At 39.1% G+C, this 17,899-nt stretch carries 20 protein-coding genes; 5 read left to right on the top strand and 15 right to left on the bottom strand.

Annotated elements, in window-relative coordinates; genetic code table 11:
• From dnaX to KKD20_04060, 8 genes are all read right to left on the bottom strand, one after another.
• The coding region (gene dnaX, locus KKD20_04095; protein MBU4332277.1) for a DNA polymerase III subunit gamma/tau at nucleotides 1-534 on the bottom strand (534 nt) is incomplete at its 3' end.
• Between the two features lie 293 nt (nucleotides 535-827).
• Nucleotides 828-1,247, bottom strand: a complete 420-nt coding sequence (locus KKD20_04090; GenBank protein ID MBU4332276.1) for a hypothetical protein — start codon at nucleotides 1,245-1,247, stop codon at nucleotides 828-830.
• Nucleotides 1,244-1,690, bottom strand: a complete 447-nt coding sequence (locus tag KKD20_04085; GenBank protein MBU4332275.1) for a hypothetical protein — start codon at nucleotides 1,688-1,690, stop codon at nucleotides 1,244-1,246. The genes KKD20_04090 and KKD20_04085 overlap by 4 nt, the downstream gene beginning before the upstream one ends.
• Before the next feature lie 85 nt (nucleotides 1,691-1,775).
• Nucleotides 1,776-2,453, bottom strand: coding sequence for a hypothetical protein (locus tag KKD20_04080; protein ID MBU4332274.1), 678 nt, complete (start codon nucleotides 2,451-2,453; stop codon nucleotides 1,776-1,778).
• Nucleotides 2,454-2,716: 263 nt separating this feature from the next.
• Nucleotides 2,717-3,238 carry an SAM-dependent methyltransferase gene (locus KKD20_04075; GenBank protein MBU4332273.1) on the bottom strand — a complete coding sequence of 174 codons (522 nt, stop codon included), beginning with the start codon at nucleotides 3,236-3,238 and terminating at the stop codon, nucleotides 2,717-2,719.
• A 207-nt stretch (nucleotides 3,239-3,445) separates the two neighbouring features.
• Nucleotides 3,446-3,847 (bottom strand): hypothetical protein, encoded by a 402-nt coding sequence (locus tag KKD20_04070; GenBank protein ID MBU4332272.1) that lies wholly within the window; start codon nucleotides 3,845-3,847, stop codon nucleotides 3,446-3,448.
• Nucleotides 3,848-3,874: 27 nt separating this feature from the next.
• Nucleotides 3,875-6,379 carry a type IV secretion system DNA-binding domain-containing protein gene (locus tag KKD20_04065; protein ID MBU4332271.1) on the bottom strand — a complete coding sequence of 835 codons (2,505 nt, stop codon included), beginning with the start codon at nucleotides 6,377-6,379 and terminating at the stop codon, nucleotides 3,875-3,877.
• Between the two features lie 32 nt (nucleotides 6,380-6,411).
• Nucleotides 6,412-6,924, bottom strand: a complete 513-nt coding sequence (locus KKD20_04060; GenBank protein MBU4332270.1) for a hypothetical protein — start codon at nucleotides 6,922-6,924, stop codon at nucleotides 6,412-6,414.
• A gap of 210 nt (nucleotides 6,925-7,134) precedes the next feature.
• On the opposite strand from KKD20_04060, the gene KKD20_04055 reads away from it, so the two are divergent.
• The 4 genes from KKD20_04055 to KKD20_04040 all read left to right on the top strand — a co-directional run bounded on the left by KKD20_04055 (nucleotide 7,135) and on the right by KKD20_04040 (nucleotide 12,034).
• Complete coding sequence (locus KKD20_04055) at nucleotides 7,135-8,061, top strand: magnesium transporter CorA family protein (GenBank protein MBU4332269.1); 927 nt, start codon at nucleotides 7,135-7,137, stop codon at nucleotides 8,059-8,061.
• A 259-nt stretch (nucleotides 8,062-8,320) separates the two neighbouring features.
• Nucleotides 8,321-9,217, top strand: a complete 897-nt coding sequence (locus tag KKD20_04050; protein ID MBU4332268.1) for a cysteine synthase family protein — start codon at nucleotides 8,321-8,323, stop codon at nucleotides 9,215-9,217.
• A 22-nt stretch (nucleotides 9,218-9,239) separates the two neighbouring features.
• Nucleotides 9,240-10,793: a cysteine--tRNA ligase gene (locus KKD20_04045; protein ID MBU4332267.1), complete on the top strand. Its 1,554-nt coding sequence runs from the start codon at nucleotides 9,240-9,242 to the stop codon at nucleotides 10,791-10,793.
• 200 nt (nucleotides 10,794-10,993) lie between these two features.
• Entirely contained in the window at nucleotides 10,994-12,034 is a 1,041-nt protein-coding gene (locus tag KKD20_04040) for a tRNA-dihydrouridine synthase family protein (GenBank protein ID MBU4332266.1), read from the top strand.
• A gap of 79 nt (nucleotides 12,035-12,113) precedes the next feature.
• Here the strand turns inward: KKD20_04040 and KKD20_04035 are convergent, their stop codons facing one another.
• From KKD20_04035 to secD, 6 genes are all read right to left on the bottom strand, one after another.
• Nucleotides 12,114-12,275, bottom strand: coding sequence for a hypothetical protein (locus KKD20_04035; GenBank protein ID MBU4332265.1), 162 nt, complete (start codon nucleotides 12,273-12,275; stop codon nucleotides 12,114-12,116).
• A 12-nt stretch (nucleotides 12,276-12,287) separates the two neighbouring features.
• A complete protein-coding gene (locus KKD20_04030; GenBank protein ID MBU4332264.1) occupies nucleotides 12,288-12,443 on the bottom strand; it encodes a hypothetical protein in 156 nt (51 codons plus the stop codon).
• A 42-nt stretch (nucleotides 12,444-12,485) separates the two neighbouring features.
• Entirely contained in the window at nucleotides 12,486-12,746 is a 261-nt protein-coding gene (locus tag KKD20_04025) for a hypothetical protein (protein ID MBU4332263.1), read from the bottom strand.
• Complete coding sequence (locus tag KKD20_04020) at nucleotides 12,743-12,982, bottom strand: hypothetical protein (protein ID MBU4332262.1); 240 nt, start codon at nucleotides 12,980-12,982, stop codon at nucleotides 12,743-12,745. Before KKD20_04020 ends, KKD20_04025 begins: the two co-directional genes overlap by 4 nt.
• Before the next feature lie 39 nt (nucleotides 12,983-13,021).
• Entirely contained in the window at nucleotides 13,022-13,987 is a 966-nt protein-coding gene (secF, locus tag KKD20_04015) for a protein translocase subunit SecF (protein MBU4332261.1), read from the bottom strand.
• A 118-nt stretch (nucleotides 13,988-14,105) separates the two neighbouring features.
• Nucleotides 14,106-15,866, bottom strand: coding sequence for a protein translocase subunit SecD (gene secD, locus KKD20_04010; GenBank protein ID MBU4332260.1), 1,761 nt, complete (start codon nucleotides 15,864-15,866; stop codon nucleotides 14,106-14,108).
• 224 nt (nucleotides 15,867-16,090) lie between these two features.
• On the opposite strand from secD, the gene KKD20_04005 reads away from it, so the two are divergent.
• Nucleotides 16,091-16,675: an HNH endonuclease gene (locus tag KKD20_04005; protein ID MBU4332259.1), complete on the top strand. Its 585-nt coding sequence runs from the start codon at nucleotides 16,091-16,093 to the stop codon at nucleotides 16,673-16,675.
• On the opposite strand, the gene KKD20_04000 is transcribed toward KKD20_04005, so the two are convergent.
• The coding region (locus KKD20_04000; protein MBU4332258.1) for a hypothetical protein at nucleotides 16,657-17,899 on the bottom strand (1,243 nt) is incomplete at its 5' end. The genes KKD20_04005 and KKD20_04000 overlap by 19 nt on opposite strands.

Raw genomic sequence — 17,899 nt, 5'->3', positions numbered from 1 at the left:
TTTAAAATCAAATCGCTGGCACCGAGAAATAATGGTCTCGGGGATTTTATGGGGTTCGGTGGTGGCTAAAATAAATATTGCGTAACTGGGTGGTTCTTCTAATGTCTTTAAAAGCGCGTTAAAGGCGGAATTGGATAACATGTGCGCCTCATCAATAATGAACACCTTAAACTTTGCGCTGTGAGGCACAAAACGCACGTTCTCAATAATAGTCCCCCGCACGTTATCAACGCCAGTATGAGATGCGGCGTCAATCTCAATCAAATCTAAAAATCTACCTTCCATAATTTCTTGGCAATGATGGCACTTATTGCAAGGCTCGGATTCTTTTTCCTTGCGGTTTAAACAATTAACAGCTTTGGCTAAAAGCCGAGCCACTGTGGTTTTGCCAATGCCCCTGGGCCCAGAAAATAAATAGGCATGCGCGATTCTGTCGGTTCTTATTTCGTTTTCTAGGGTTTTGCGCACATGCTCTTGGTTGACTAGGTCGCTAAATTTTTGAGGACGATATTTTCTATAGATGACCTCACTCATAAGATAAAATTAAATTATATTTTAGATGACATTACCGCAAAAGAACACAAGATAAATTTCAAAACCCAAATGACAAATTAGGTAAAATCAATGACAAAATCCAGATGTCAAAAAATAAGTTTTGAAATTTAACATTAAAGCATTTGAACTTGATTTGGAATAATTTGAATTTTGAAGTTTGGATTTACTTTACTTTATCTTACATTTTTTTCCCAAAAAAAACAAGCCCTGAAATCCTCCGAGTTTACGGGCTTGATTAAACCTATGATTTTGCTTGGGCTAAAACCGCCCATCTAGGAAAACATGGATGCTCCACCAAAAAATACAAGGACGATGCCTCCCAGAGCTGGTACTAACCATTTGAATTTGGCTTTTCCTTTATCTATTCGGATGCCAGCGATGCCGCCAGCAACAATCATGGAGCCAGCAGCCGTCATTCCTATATCAATATTTTCTGGCCCTATCGCTAAGGAGAGCACTCCGAATATTAACAGAATGAAACCGCCGCCCATTATCAATGCCCGGGCCATACTGGCTTCTCGTTCATCCCTCCAAATAACACAGTATCTCCAGATGGAAAAGGCGGCTATAAAGCAGCCAAGTAATGCCATTCCTGCAATCTGCCACATGTTAACACCTCCACTCAAGGTTATCCCCTCTCTAGTATTGGCACCGGCACAACACCAATCTTCTTTTCTAAAACATCCACTCATATAGAAAGGTGATCAATCTCCCGCGATTCTGTTTGGTTTTTCTCTATCTGATTCTTGGTTGATTTTACGTCAGATTGAATTTCACGCAAAACAGTCATTGTGCTTTCATGCTTGGCATCAATCTTTTCTTCAAGTCTTTTATGTTCCTCTTTGTTAACTGTAAGCATTTCTGTATTCTTGGCTACTTGCTCCATCACCGTACCTATCTTTTCAGTATTCTCGGTCAATTTCGTATCCATAGCGCCTATCTTTATATCCATAGCACCTATCTTGTTGGTATTTTCAGTCAGATTTGTGTTCATGACATCAATTTTTTCAGCATTCTTGGTCACTTTTTCATCAAGCGTATCAATTTTTTCAGCATTCTTGGTCACTTTTTCATCAATGCCTTGAATATCTTCCCTGGTCGCAAGCTTATTAAATTGTTCTTGAGAAACTTCCATAAGAATTAAAAAAATAAAAATATCCTGTGCTTATATTATACGTTTTTAAAACCAATATAGCAATATTTCAATATAACAATTTACCTCACACCCTAATATCTTCAACCACATCAAAGTCTAATAGTTTAGCTACCCTGTCTGACTCAACTCCACCTGCTCCTTTAACAATATTTTCCACCGCAGCCCAGGCGGAATTCTTTTCTTTGGGCAATAAAATTATCACCTCATCCCCAGGCTCGCCTTTAAAATAAGTTACTGAAGCTAAAATTACTTTATATTTCTTGCCTTCGGCTAAGACTTCAAATTCACCTGTTTCTGCATCCTTTTGCAAAACTCCTTTCACTCGCACCCGCTCTTGAGGCCCAATTTGTTTATAAACAAACCTGCCGTCAGGCTGAATTGTTAATTTTAAAACATCGCCTTCAATCAATTTTGATTTAGAGGCATAGTTGGCAGGCACGCTATATTGCTTGCCATCCGGACCAATCATATTCTGACCGTCAAATACTCCCTCAATAATGTGGGAGTCGCCCTCTTGGCTTATCGAGCCAATGCGAGAAGCGGTTTTTAATAAATCACTGCCCTGCCGCAATACTTCTGCGTTTGACTTAGAAAGAATTTGAAAAACTTTGTTTAAATCCGACTGAAGTCTTTCTAAAAGCTGTTTAACTAAAATTAGTTTTTCACTAGCCTTAGATTCTTCAACAGCTTCATCATCAGAAGAATTAAAAGAATCATCAGCTAAAGGAATGTCGTGGGTCATAGTTTTTGTTTCCCGCCTACGCTTTCGCTTCCATCCCGGTTATTGATGGAGCTATGCTTGGATGAGTCCGCTCAAGCTTCGGCGGATAAATTAATCTTTATTATTTATTTGTATTTGTTTGTATTTTACATCTTACTCCTTTAACAAAATAAGTCAAGGAAAAAAGAAACAAGAAATAAAGAAACTAAAAAATAAAGGGTTGGACGGTGGGCTTAGAAATAATTTCCCTTAATTTCTTTATTTCTCAATTTCTTAATTTCTATCTAGTATCTATACAAACGAATCGCTACCCTTTTGGGCTCTGATTTATCAGTTTTGTCTGGTTTTCTATTTGGCAAAGCAAAAGCAGCAGAAACAACTCGCGTCCCCGGTCCTAACTCTCGGGCAAACTTTGGCTCCAGTTTTTTCATTGCCCATGGGGATAAAAAACAGACCACCACATCGGCTTGGGATAGATCCTCTTTATAAAAATCTCGCGACTTAAATGTGATGCTTTTCCAGCAACCGCTCAACAAAATTCTTAGCCTGCCAATCCAATAAGGCAAAAATGATATTTCAAACCCCTTGGCCTGCGCTTTAAAATCACGAACAGCAGTAATAAGTATCCGGCCATCACCGGCTCCCAAATCATAAAGCATTTCCCCGGGTTTCACCTCGGCCAAGCGTAGCATTCTAAAAACATCCTTTTTCCACAAAGGAACAAATGGCGCCCCGCTAACCCCTGCCCAAGCCATGGTACCCAGGATCAGAAAGGCAACTGCAAAAAGAAGAGTTAAACAAAGCATCGTAGTTAAAATTCTAAATTCTAAACCTAAATTCTAAATATCGGCCTCAACCAAAGGCAGATGAGCCTCTGGCTCAAAAGGGACCGACCAGCGCTCCGTCGCGCTCCGTCGCCAGAGCTTTGGAGCGTCGGCGACCTCTGGCTGGAATTCAAAAGCTCAAAGGACCGAAATTAAAAAAAATAAATTAAATCATCGCTACTCGCCTTCTTACTCCTCGGGGGGTCCAAATTGTGATACCCATCGAGCTCTATCTTTAATAGCCTTCTTGGTTGGATTCTTCCAGCCCCATTTTGGATGAATATCATCAGGAATTTTGCCTTCTTGTTGTAACCTTTCTATTCTTCTTAGCTCTTCAACGGTGAATAAATAAGGTTGCACCTCATTAGCATCAATCCCTTGAGGGAAGGTCTTCTTACCGTCTTCACCGCATCCACAGTATCCATGGACGTGCTTTCCTGTCTCGTCTTCGTCGTCGTCTTCTTCTTCCTCCTCGTCCCCTTCTTTTTCTTCGAGTTCTTCTTCAATAATTCCGCCCTCAAATACTTTACGCTCGAGCTCTTCTTCAGCTTCGGCTTTTTTGGGTGTAAATTCTTTTTCAAAATTAGGCATAAATTATCAATTATTAATTATCAATTATTATAAACTCTTCTCCGCCGCTTCAGTCTTCCCTTGCGTTTCGCTTGACCCCAACTTTGTCCGCTCCAAAATCTCCTCCTCAACAATCTTTCGCTCCCGGCCGCACCTTAAGCGGGAAAGTTCTTTAATGTGCTCGGCCAATTTTGGATCTCCGGGAACCGGGGCAAGGGTAGCCATATTAAACGGTTTAGATGCTTGATTATCAACTAACAAGCGAGTATAAGCATTGTATCTCTCCATATTCATCACATCATATTCGGTTACCGGCGGACCAAGCTGTTTAGCAATGGTTTCCGCGTCATCAACACCCACCCGGAAAGAAGCAACAGTACCCACATTGCCAAAAATTGCATCTCGGGTTTTTGTGTCTTGGTTTTTAATCAACTGACCGATATACTGATGAGCCATAATCAAATTTAATTTATACTTCCTGGCTTCGGCCAAAATCGTGGCAATAGAATCGGTAACAAAATTTTGAAATTCATCAATATATAAATAGAAATCCTTGCGCTCCTCTTCCGGCAAATCAGCCCGAGCCAAAGCAGCCATTTGCAATTTTGAGACGACAATCAAGCCCAATAAGTTAGAGTTGACCTCGCCGGTAGTGCCCTTGCAGAGGTTGACTAACAAAATTTTGCCCTGGTCCATCATTTCACGAAAATCAAATCCCGAATGGGTCTGGCCGATAATATTTCGCATCATGGCATTTTCCACAAAACGGCCTACTTTGGAAATTAGATAACCCAGCATCTCGCTTTTGTGAAAGTCGCTGGTCTTGGCCATCTCTTTTTCCCAAAACGCCCTAACTACCGGGTCTTTGACCTTAGCCACCCAAGTTTTTTGAAAATCAGTATCGGAAAACATCCGCGGAATCTCGGCAATTGTGCCGGGACTTTCTGGGTCACTCATTAAAGTCAGCATTACATTGCGCATATTATGCTCGAACATTGGACCAATCATTTCTGGAGGGAAAAGCTTGTAAAAAATAGCAATCATCTCCTGGATAGCAAAATCCCCTTCCCCGGGAGTTTTGGCCTCTAACATATTCAATCCCACAGGACGCTCAATATCCGACGGATTAAAAATCACTACATCTTCAGCTCTTTCCTTGGGAATATGCTTTAAAATATCTTCTACCAATGTTCCGTGGGGATCAACAACGCAGACTCCTTCGCCATTTTGGATATCCTGAATCGCCATATTGGAAAGCAAAACTGATTTACCAACACCAGTCATACCGATAATATACATATGACGCTGACGATCTTTGCGCGCAATATGGATATCAACTTTTTTACCACGATATATATTTTCGCCCAATAAAAGCCCTTCTTTAGGAATATTGACTGGGGGCGGTAATTTTTTAGCTAACAGCCAGCGGATATTTGGGGTTTCGGTTGTTGGCAGAGGTAAGTGAAAAATACTGGCGAGCTCGGCTGTATTCAAAACAAAGCTTCTTCGCGGATTGAAATGGCGGTAAATAAAATCCCCAATAACATTGGCATGTGTTCCCTCATCAATGGCTTTAAAACCATTGCCATATTCATACCCGGCATACTGCGAAAACGAATCAATCATATTGCGAAGGTAAGATTGGGCTTTGTCCTCAGTTTCGGCCGAAACCACCAAACGAATATTAACATCCAGGCCGGCCTTGCTGGTTTTTTCTTCAATCCCTTTAACCATTTCCGCTTCCATGGGCGAAAGCTGCCTTGGATTCTGTCCCAGCATTTCTTTCTCCTTTTCCTCTTTTGTCTTGCCTGTACTCGCGCTGACAAAACCCCCAAAAAAACTAAAAACTTTACCGACCTTGCTGCCGCCGCTAATTGTTCGCATGGCTTGCTGAATAGTTTTTCCTTTTTGCATTTCCCTGGCCACTCGAGAACTGCGGGCATGCCAGCGCGGATGAGAGCTCCTGGCAATGATCTGAATCACCGCACCCTCTTTGGGGTCAAATTTGCTCAAAGTATTGGTTATAGCGTTTAAACTGTCGGTTTCCGCGCTAGTGTAGGTTTTTAAAGGAAAAATATAATCTTTTTTCTGAACTAAATTAGCCGCAACCACTACACCTTTAGGATTAAAGATATTATAATCCGGCCGCTCCTCAATCTGGGCATCATGATATTGGGCTTGGACTTGCTGCTCTACAAACTCCTGCATCTTCCGCGGCACTGCCATATAAAAAGAAATTAACCCCTCTTTGTCAGCAACTATCTCGCAAGAAAAATGATCAATCCGACCCAAAAAGAAAGCTCGCAAACCCTTTTGCGCCTTCATGCCGCCAAGATTAGCAAAAAGATTTTCTGCCGGAGCAATCAATGATTGAATATATCCCTGACGGCTCTCTTCTTCTTGGCTGATTTCTTCTTTGGGTACGGTTATGAGCAAGGTAACAAAATTATGAACGGATTGATATTTATTAGCTCTACGCAAGAAAAATCTGGCTATGTACGCCAAAACACCGAGAATAATAATCCCGATTGCAGAAATTAATAGAATTGTCATTGAGGCGTCCATTGGGGTTTATTTAATGTTATTCACTTCTCCCGCAACGCCATAATCTTATCCGCCTTAATCTTGGTCTCTTGTTCTATAAAAAACTTATTAACACCTGGGATAATCAAAAGCCAGCGCCTGATTAAATTCAAAACTTCTTTGACTTTAACTTTGACTCCCCGAATAATCTGCTCAATTTTGCGGGCAGTTTGCTCTCCCTCTGTCCTGAAACGATATTGAATTACCGGGTCCATCGATTTATAGGCTTCGGCCATACCTTCTTCTAAGATATTTTCTATTTTTATCATGGTTTCGCTTTTTGGCTCTAATGGTGGCGGGGTTGAAGATGGAGCTTGCGCTGACGGAACAGTGGTGCTTGGACCTTCTTGCTCGGCTTGAGGTTTATCCCCAGCTTTAGACTTTTTTTCTTTTGGGAATTCTTTAGCTTTAATTTCTGGAAATGGCTGAAGCTTGGTCTCAACTTCCGCCTTTTGTTCAACCCCAAAACCCGGAGGACTCACGCCCTCTTTTTTGTCTTTATTGATAAATTTCATGTCTGCCATTTCCTTATTTTTTTAATTTTTGGTATACTGTAATTAGTATATCATTTTTTTCTCATAGCAACAAACATTGTGGATTACTCTAAAGGGTGTACAATATAAAGGAAGGCTACATTCATTGCTAAATTGTTAAATTGTTTTTGGTTCTGCTAATTGTCACTAGTATCAACAATTTAAAAATTTAGCAATATAGCAATTTATTTTATGGAAAACATAAAAATTATAGAACACAACAATTCAACCTGGATTAACATCGCCAATCCCGGTGAAAAAGAGCTGGGCTTTTTGGCTAGCAACTTTGATTTTCATGAGCATGATTTAAAAGACTGCTTGCCGCCCCTGCAACGACCAAAGCTAATTGAACGCGATGATTATCTTTTTGCTGTTCTTCAGTTTCCCGTATATGACCGGAAAACAAAAAAAACCTACGCCTCGGAGGTTGACTTTTTTATCCTGGCTGACAAATTAATTACTGTTCACAGTGACGAGCTCCAACCGATTATAAAACTTTTTGAACTCTGCCAAACGAACGAAGCTATGCGGGCAAAACTTTTCTGTCATACCTCTTCTCGTCTTCTTTACGAACTTTTGGATAAACTCTTGCTTTATTGTTTCCCCATGCTTAATCACATTAGCTGGGATATTGACCGGGTAGAAAAAAAGATTTTTGGCGAATTCAACCGGCAAACAATCGGTGAGATATTAAACATCAAACGAAACATTGTTTACTTTAGAAAATCCATGCAGGCCCATAAAAATGTTTACAAAAAATTAATTAGAGACTCCGAAACCATTTATCCTCGTGAAAATCTTGCTCCTTATTTCTCTGAACTAATCGAATACACCAAAGAAATTTGGGATTTGCTGGAAAATTATAAAGACTCAATCAGCGCTCTCTACGAAACGCATGAATCCTTGACAAATTTCCGCTTGAGTAATATCATGAAAACCTTAACAATCTTTTCCGTAATTGTCTTCCCCCTGACTTTGCTTGCGGCAATATTCGGTATGAACACTCTGGGCGCTATGCCGTTTGCTGACCACCCGTATGGTTTCTGGTTCATCGTTATGGTTATGGCTGTCGGCTCGGTTGCTATGTATATGTATTTCAAAAGAAAAAAATGGATTTAAACGTCAAGTAACACGAAACACATAACACGGCTCAAATCTAATGCTATCCAAATAATTCCCTTGACATTCTTTGGGGAGAAGGTAATATATAATTAAGATGAAAAATATTTTTAAAATACAATCTATCGCTTGTTGCTGTATTCTTGAGAAAATCTCGGGGATGCTGTGTTTAGGTTTGAAATAAATTCGTTGTCTGATGTAAAAAACATGTGATTCCCGAGAAATTGGGAATTTTTTAATTTTAACAAATAAAAATATGATGTATAAAAATATTTTAGAGACAATCGGCAATACTCCATTAGTAAAAATCAACAAACTAAATCCTAATCCAAAAGTTAATATTTATGCCAAAATTGAAGGAGCTAATCCTGGCGGAAGTATTAAAGACAGGGTTGCCTTAAAAATGATTGAGCAAGCAGAAGCCGCGGGTAAATTGACTGCAGGCAAAATAATAATTGAGGCGACTTCAGGCAACACGGGTATTGCTTTGGCTATGATTGGGGTAGTTAAGGGGTATAAAGTAGAGATAATTATAAGTAAAGCAGTGTCAATTGAACGAATAAAAATGATAAAAGCTTTTGGCGCTAAAGTAATCTTAACAAATCCTACTAAAGGAACTGATGGGGCGATAATGCAGGTTAAAGAGTCGGTTAAAAGATATCCAGAAAAGTATTTTCAACCGGATCAATTCTCTAATAAATATAACAAAATCGCTCATTATGAAACTACGGCTCAAGAAATTTGGAAACAAACTAAAGGAAAGATTGATTATTTTGTAGCGGCAATTGGCACTTCCGGTACACTAATGGGTGTTTCTGCTTATCTAAAAAAGTATAATCCCAAAGTTAAAATCGTTAGCGCGGAGCCAACTAAGGGCCATTATATTCAAGGATTAAAGAACATGCGAGAAGCTTTGATACCGGCTATTTATGACCGCAAAAAACTTGACGAGATTATTATGATTGACACAGAACAAGCATTTGAAGTGGCGCGACAAATTATTAAAAAAGAGGGAATTTTCGTTGGGATGAGCAGCGGGGCAGCTATGCTGGCTAGTCAAAAAGTTGCTAAGAAAATCAAAAGCGGGAATATTGTTACTATCTTTCCGGACCGTGGTGAAAAATATTTAAGCACTAAATTATTTGCTAAGGTTTAAAATTTGAGTTAAACTTAAAGTAATGAAACTCTATAATACTTTAACTCACAAAAAGGAAAAATTTACGGCTATAAAAGGCAATAATGTCGGGCTGTACACTTGCGGTCCGACGGTTTATAATTTTGCGCATATTGGAAATTTGAAAGCGTATCTTTTTGAAGATATTTTAAAGCGTGTTTTGATTTTTAACGGCTATAAAGTTAAACATGTGATGAATATTACTGATGTTGGACACTTGGTTTCTGACGCTGACGCAGGAGAAGACAAAATGCAAAAAGCGTTAAAACGAGAAGGCCTAAAACCATCAGCAGACAGTTTAATGAAACTGGCTGACCGATATACTAAGGCGTTTAAATCTGATTTGGCTGACCTCAATATTTTAGAGCCGGATATTTGGTGCCAGGCAACCGAGCATGTTAAAGAAATGATTGAGATGAATAAAAAATTAGAAAAGAATGGTTATACTTATGAAACTGATTTGGCTCTTTATTTTGACGTGGCGAAATTTAAAAATTATACGCAGCTTTCAAGACAAAAACTTGAAGAAAAATCAGTGGGCGCGCGAGATGATGTTGAGGTTGACCCAAAGAAAAAACATCCAGCTGATTTCGCGCTTTGGTTTAAATTGGCTGGAAAGAACAAAAACCACATTATGCATTGGACTTCTCCATGGGGCGAGGGTTTTCCTGGCTGGCATATTGAATGTTCGGCTATGAGCACAAAATATTTAGGCGACAGATTTGATATTCATTGCGGAGGAATTGACCATATTCCAGTGCATCATACTAATGAGATTGCCCAAAATGACGGGGCTTACGGACATCAGGTTGTGAATTTTTGGGTGCACGGGGAATTTTTAGTTGTCGGAATGGTGACCTGCCCTAAGTGTGGCGAGTCCTACGACTTGTCAAAAGAAGCAAAAATAGCCAAAAAGGTTGCAAGATGGGGTGTAATAGAAGATGCTACCAAAGAATGCAAAAAATGTGGTCATCGCATCGGTTTAAAAATGGCAAAATCGAGCGATAATTTTTTGACACTCCAGACACTAAAAAATAAAAATTACAATCCCCTGTCTTATAGGTATTTAACTTTGACAGCGCATTATCGCAAATCATTGGCATTTTCGTGGGAGGCGTTGGACGGGGCGCAGGCGGCGTTGGAAAAATTATATGAGGTTATGAGAGAGTTGCAGACGAAAACAAAAAAGCAAAAAAACAAAAAAACACTTGACGACGGATGCGTTTGTAGGGTTTATTTAAATAAATTTTTTGATGCTGTTAATGATGATTTAAATATGCCAAAAGCGCTGGCTATAATGTGGGATTTGATAAAATCTAATAATTCCGAATCTGCGAAAAAAGCAACACTTTTAGAGTTTGATAAAGTTTTAGGTTTAGGATTAGATAAAGTTAAAAAGATTGAAATACCCGCAGAAATAAAAAAACTCGCAAAAGAACGAGATGACGCGAGGAAAAATAAGGACTGGGAAAGAGCGGATGAATTAAGAGAAGAGATTGAGAAAAGAGGGTTTAGGATTGAGGATGGCGATGAGGGAGCGAGGATTGTAAAATTATGATTCATGATTCATGTAATATGGTGCAATACGCAGAAGCCCTGTTTTGATGGGGCTTTTTTATTTTTAAAAAATTTGGTAAGATAGATGAGAAACCAGAAATTAGAAACTAAGAAACTAAGGGACGAATCGACGAGGTTATCACTTTTATTTCTGTATTTCTTATTTCTATATTTCTATTTGTAAACATTTTATTTGTCTTTATGAAAATTAATCTTTGGAAACAGTTTAATCGTCCAATTATTGTCCTAGCGCCAATGGCAGGAATTACTGATTCTGCTTTTCGGCAAATCTGTAAATCTTTTGGCGCGGATTTGGTGTACACGGAAATGGTAAGCGCTGATGGCTTGGCTTACGGTTCTAAAAAAACATTGGAGCTGATGAAGTTTAACAAAAAAGAGAGGCCAATCATACTTCAACTATTTGGGAAAAATCCTGAAAACTTTAAAAAGGCAATTGAAATTATCCGAAGACTCAACTCTAATATCTCTAATAAATCTAATGACTCTAATGATTTTAATTTCGTTCCTGATGGAATTGATGTCAATATGGGCTGTCCGTCGCGCAAGGTCGTCAGTTCGGGTCATGGAGTTGCTTTGATGCAAGAGCCAAAATTAGCTGGCGAAATTGTGCAGACACTTAAAAAAGCGACTAACTTGCCAATTTCTGTTAAAACGCGGCTGGGTTTTAAAAATAAAAATGAAATTTTGTCTTTTGGGCCAAAAATGGAAAAAGCCGGGGCTGACGCGATTTGTGTTCATGCTCGGACTTACAAGCAGGGTTTTAGCGGCCCTACAGACTTAGAGATTATCAAAAAACTTAAAGCAAAAATAAAAATTCCGCTGATTGTGAGCGGCGGGATTTACGAGCCAGAAGATGCTAAAAAAGTTTTGAATAAAACTAAGGCAGATGGTATTATGATTGCCCGAGGAGCATTGGGCAGGCCGTGGATTTTTAAAGAAATATCATACGAATTACGCGAATATAGATGCCAATTTTGCGAATATGCGAATATTGAAAAAAACACCCTGTCATTCGACTGGGCAAGAATAAAAAAAACCGCGCTGAAACATGCAGCTTTGGCTTATAAATCCAAGGGTGATTATGGAATTATTGAAATGCGGAAACATTTGGCTTGGTATGTTAAGGGTCAGCCGAATGCTAATGAATTGAGAAGAAAGTTGGTGCGGGTGGAGACGGTTGAAGAGATTGAGAAAATATTGGAAATGCCAAAATCCAAATAACAAATAATAAATCTATTCTAAATCCTGTTTAAAAAAAGATAAAAAAGCCTTGGCTGACGACCAAGGCTCTATAACTCTACTATTTGCCTGAAGAATTGGGATGTGAATTTGCAGAAGCACGCAGGATTTCCCGCATCTCTCTGGCAATTATAGTACTCAACCTTTTTACTGCTTCTTCTGTGGACAATGTACCCTTTTTATGAGAATCCAATATATCCTCAAGCTCCTGTCCTAATTCCATAGCCACCTCCTTTTAAAATTCCTCTCCCTCCTCAAACGCAGTGTCAAAAGGAAGAGCGCTGACATCTTCATCTTCCTTCAGTTGCAGGTCACTAATGTTTAAAAGTGTGGATTCCTTGGTCTTTTCCGGCTTCTTTTCTAATTCCACTTTCCTGTTCTGATCAACCACAATGAACCTCCTTTCACCTCCTTCTCAACTTCTGCCACCCGACTAAGGATGTTTAAGTGTTTTATCGTGTCTGCCAATTCTCCGTAGAATGTAGCCATCTTTAAAAACCTGAAAGGTAAAACGATAATCCCCAGAAACTCGCGCTTCAAAAATATTTTTAAAACCCTCCATCTTTTTAATTCGCAATGAAGGATGCCGCCAATTTATAACAAAAAATTTCAATTGTTTTTCTGTTTGTTCCCGAATATAAATGGGTAATTTTTCATAATCAGCCTTAAAACTTTGAGTTCTAATTAATCTCATGAATTTAAATCTTTGATTAAATCTTCTACACTGTCAAATTCTTTAAATCTGCCAGTTCTTATATCCTCATCTGCTTCCATTTCCATTCTGTCCCAATTATTTCTCTTTCTATAAATGTTCACAAAACGCATTAAAAGACCAGCAACAGATTTTTTTTCTGTCTCTGCTTGTTTTTGAAGCTGTTGATATAGCCCAACTGGTATATTTAATTGTACTGTCTGAGTAGATCGCTCCATATACTTTATATTATAAGCAAAATAAAATTTTAGTCAAATTCACCTCCTTCTTAACTTCTGCCAAACCACCAGCAATGGACTTGCTATAAAAATGGATGAATATGTCCCGACAAAAGCGCCGCAAATTAACGCCAACACGAAATTACGAATTGACGCTCCGCCAAATAAGTATACGGAAAACAAAACTAACAAGGTTGTGATTGAAGTATTCAAAGAACGCACAATTGTCTCGTTAACGCTTCTGTTAACTATATCCTCAAAATCAAACCCTTGATACCGATGCAAATTCTCACGAGTTCTGTCATAGACCACTATGGTATCATTAACTGAATAACCTAAAATCGTTAGAAGCGCGGTAACAAATAAAACATCAATTTCCACTCCAGCAAATCGTCCAAGGACTGAAAAAATACCCGCAACAATTATAATATCATGGCCCAGGGCCACAATCGCGCCAATGCCATATTTCCAAGATTGGACGGGTTTGGAGACTTTTCTAAAAGCCCAGGCAATGTATAAAATAATGCAAACCGCCACCATGGCAATGGCCCAGGTGGTCTTTTTTTGTAATTCCTGACCAATAACCGGCCCGATTGATTCGTATTTTAATTCTTCAATCGGCAAAATAACATTAGGCGTGGTTGTCGCCGTTGTTGTTGGATAATCAGGGTTAAAATTCTCATGCAAAAGGGTTAGTATTTCTTGATGCGTATCTTCGGAAATCGGCTTAAAGCGAAATAACATCCCCTTCTCGCCAATTGGCTGAACCCGGACTTCGCCTAATTCTTCTTTAGACACTTGAGTATCTTTATTAACAATAAACAAATTTCTAATTTCCTGAATATTGGGTATTGGCTCGGTATTAAATTCAATTTCCATCAAAGTCCCGCCTGTAAAGTCAATAGCCGGCACCAGTCCCCAAATCAAAAGAGAAGCAATGCTTAGTGCGACTAAGATGCTTGAGATAGTGAAATATGTTTTGCGATTTTGAATTATGTTTAACATAAAAATAAAATAATAAAATAATAAAATAATAAAATAATAAAAACTCATCTCGTCCCGTTTATTTTTATCAGCCAGGGGTTGATCCGCCTCTGGCGGATATTTTTATATTATTTTATTTTTATAGTCTTGTATTTTCATTGCGTTTCACTCCCCACAGCCAACCTATATCCACCCGTTCAAACACCTTGAGAAACGTCTTAGTTATCAAAATGGCCGAAAACATACTGACTATAATACCAAGGCCAAGAGTCAAACCAAAACCCCGAATCATGCTGGTGCCAAACCAATAAAGAATAAAACAAGTAATCAGGGTCGAGATATTACCATCGCGAATAGAAGTCCAAGCGCGCTTAAAACCCTCATGGATGGCTAAGTCCAGGGGCTTGCCCGCTCGCAGTTCCTCTTTCATTCGTTCAAAAATCAACACATTAGCATCCACCGCCATGCCAATAGACAAAATAAAACCAGCCACACCAGCTAAAGTTAGAGTGACAGGAATAAGTTTAAACAAGGCCAAAACTAGCAAACCATAAACACCAAGGGCTAAAACCGCTAACAAGCCAGGCAAACGATAATAAATAATCATAAACAAAGCGATCAATAAGATACCGATAATGCCAGCCAAAAAACTTTTTTCAACAGAAATCTTACCCAAAGATGGACCAATATTTTGTTGACTAACAAGGTTTATGGGTACTGGCAAGGCACCAGCATTAAGGCGCATGGCTAATTCTTTGGCTTCCGTTAAATTAAAAGTGCCGGTAATTCTTGCTTTTCCGTTAGGAATTTTCTCTTGAACCGTTGGTAAACTCACCGGGAAACCATCAAGAAAAATACCCACTTGGTTGCCAACATTTTGTTCGGTAATCTTAGCAAATAAATCTTTACCCTCATCATTAAATAACAGGCTCACTTCGGCTGCGCCGGTGTTTTGGCCAAATTCCACGCGGGAGGTTTCTAATTGCTTGCCGGTCAAACCCGTATATTTCCATTGGTCTTCAAATTTTATATAATCATTTACACTTTTGGTGCGAATTAAAATATGGCTGGCATTAACCTCTCTGTTGCCTCCCAGCTCTTGGGGCTCTTGACCCTCAACCTCAAACGATCCTGTGGCAATAGATCGCTCATCATTCTTTTTTATAATGTGATAACCAAAGTCTGTTTGAATTAATGCTTGGGTAACCTCGCCCACTTCTAATCCCTCGAAAACCGCTTCTTCAAATTCTGGAACCATCTGCCCCCGGGCAAACCAGCCGAGTTCGCCGCCCTTTTCTTTGGATACCGGGTCTTCTGATTTTTCTTGGGCAATCTCGCTAAACCTCGCTGGTTCTTTTTTTATTGCTTGCAAAATTTCCTCGGCGCGTTTTTTGGCATCTGTATTATAAGATTCCATTTCATATCTCTGCTCGCTAGTCAACTCCGTCTGCGCATTGGGATCATATTCTTTAAATTCTAAAAGCGGTGTCTCGCCAATCATCTGTATCGCCTCACCCACATCAGTTACCCCGGGCAACTCAACAATCACTCGCCAAACCTCCCCTACTTTGGCGGTTTGAACTATTGGCTCGCTAACCCCAAAAACATTCACCCGGCGCTCAATTACATCCCGCACGCCTTCAACCGCGCTCCCCTGATCTTTGGCTGGAATATCCGCAACATCCGCCTGATAAACCAAATGCGTACCGCCCTGCAAATCCAGACCTAAATGAATTTTTATTTCCCGCCTGATGCCGCCAATGACTGGTTCTGGTCCTTTTGGCCAATCAACTAGCCCAGCAAGAAATGCTAAAATAATAATTAAAAAAATAGCGCCCCATAATTTTTGTCTGGGTCCCATTTTAAAAGTATATGCCTTTTGAGAAGAATAATTTGGCATAATAAAAATTAGCGAAAAGCGCTAAATATAATGTAGCATATTTAAAATAAAATTACAACATCTCATTAATTAAATCGCAAAATTCTCATATTTTTGACTTTGGACTTAATTTTTAACTTTAGATTTTAGACTTTTAACTTATCTCACCCCCCACAACACTTCTTATATCTATAAAGTATAAAATGTGTTGCTATTAATTATTATTTCTGATAAAATATAATTGTATGCCAAAATGTAAAGCTCCAGGTTGCAACAAGTTAACGCGCCACAAAAATACAAAAAAAATATATTGCCCTATGCATCTATCCCGTCTAAAAAGAAACGGTCATCTTGGATTGCGCGATAAAAGTTTTCATAAACTAGAAAAACTTCCACATAAATTTGTTGACGGTTTTGTTCTTAAAAACTGCTCTAAAATGATTGATACTGATATTGCGAAATATTTACAACAACAAGGCTTTAAAGGTGCCACTGTATGGATAGTTAAATATAGAAGAAGAAAATTAGGAGTCAAAAAATATCTATATGGTGAAGTCAAGAAACATAAAGCATGGGTTCGACAACAAGCGATTAAAAAATATGGTAATGCCTGTGAGTTATGCGGTTACAATCTTCACATTGAAACCCATCATATTATTCCAAAACATAAAGGAGGAACTCATACTGTAAATAACCTTATAGTTCTCTGTTCTAACTGTCATACCTTAATCACGAATAAAAGATTTGAATTAAAAAGTAGAAAAGATATTAAGAAAGTCAGTAAAAAAATAAAGAGATCACTAAAATTAACTTATCCGTATTTAGAATAGCAACATTTCTTATACTTCATTGGCTTACCTGTTTTAGGATTAATCTTTCCACATGGACACGGATCATTCCGCCCAACTTTTTTACCGAAAGCATCACGTGGCCTAGCTTTTATGTTTTCTTCTCCTTTGGAACTTGCTCCTAGCTGGACTACCCCATCCCCGCTTTTTTCACCCATCTGGGGCAAGCCGGTTGAGGACCCCCGAGCCATTGTCTTGGCCGCTCCGCTTAAACGCATCTGCCGCGGTTGGTCTTGTTGATTAGCCATACCTGGCGCTAATCCGACTTTATAAATACTATAAACCACTTGCTTTTGAATCCCATTCATTAGTTCATTAAACATTTTAAAAGATTCTTTTTTATATTCAATCAAAGGGTCGCGCTGGCCATAGCCCCGCAAACCAATCCCGGTCTTCATGTGGTCCATAGCTTCCAAATGCTCTACCCAAAGCATATCAATAGCTCTAACCATTATCATTCTTTCAATTCGGCGCATGACGGACGAGTCACTAGTCACTGCCTGCCCCGAGTGGGATCGAGGGGGTAACTGGTCACTAGGGTCGCCGTTCACATTATTCGCATTTCCTTTTATTTCTTTATTTCTTAATTTTCCTGGCCTGAGTTTGTCGAATGGCTTTATTTCTTCCCTCCCCCCACTTGAACGTTTACCAAATTCCGAATTAACTCTCTCTTCCAATTTATCATATTCCTTATGCGCCATCTCAATTAAATATTTTATAATCTTTTCCCGAGCCCGCGCATCATGGCTGGCATCACCTGCCTCTAACCGTATCTCGCCCAATTCAACCCGAACTTCTTTGGGCACTGGGAAAATCGTATTCGCCACTTCATAAATCTCTTGAATGTTCCAATTCTTTTCATTTGGTTCGGCAGTATGAAAAGAAACTACTTGCTCAATCTCCTGCTCTATCATTTCTAAAACTTTATCTTTCAGTGATAATTTGACCTCCCCGCCCTCCTTATCTTCTCCCTTATTAACTTTATTAACCACTGTATTAACTACTGTATTAACCCCGTCATTAACCTTGTTAACTTCATTATCAACTCCACCAACTTGACCCTCTGTTGATTCTAGTATCTCCTGTCGTTTTTTATAAATCGTTTCCCTGTGTTTATTAATAACATCATCATATTCCAGCAAATGCTTGCGCATATCAAAATTATGGCCCTCAACCTTGCTTTGGGCGGATCCAATGGCTTTGGCT

Source organism: Patescibacteria group bacterium (genome assembly GCA_018896645.1).
GTDB lineage: Bacteria > Patescibacteriota > Patescibacteriia > UBA2591 > JABMQE01 > JAHIMF01.
The sequence above is the reverse complement of the archived record's forward strand: the minus strand, read 5'-3'. Positions and strand labels throughout refer to the sequence as shown.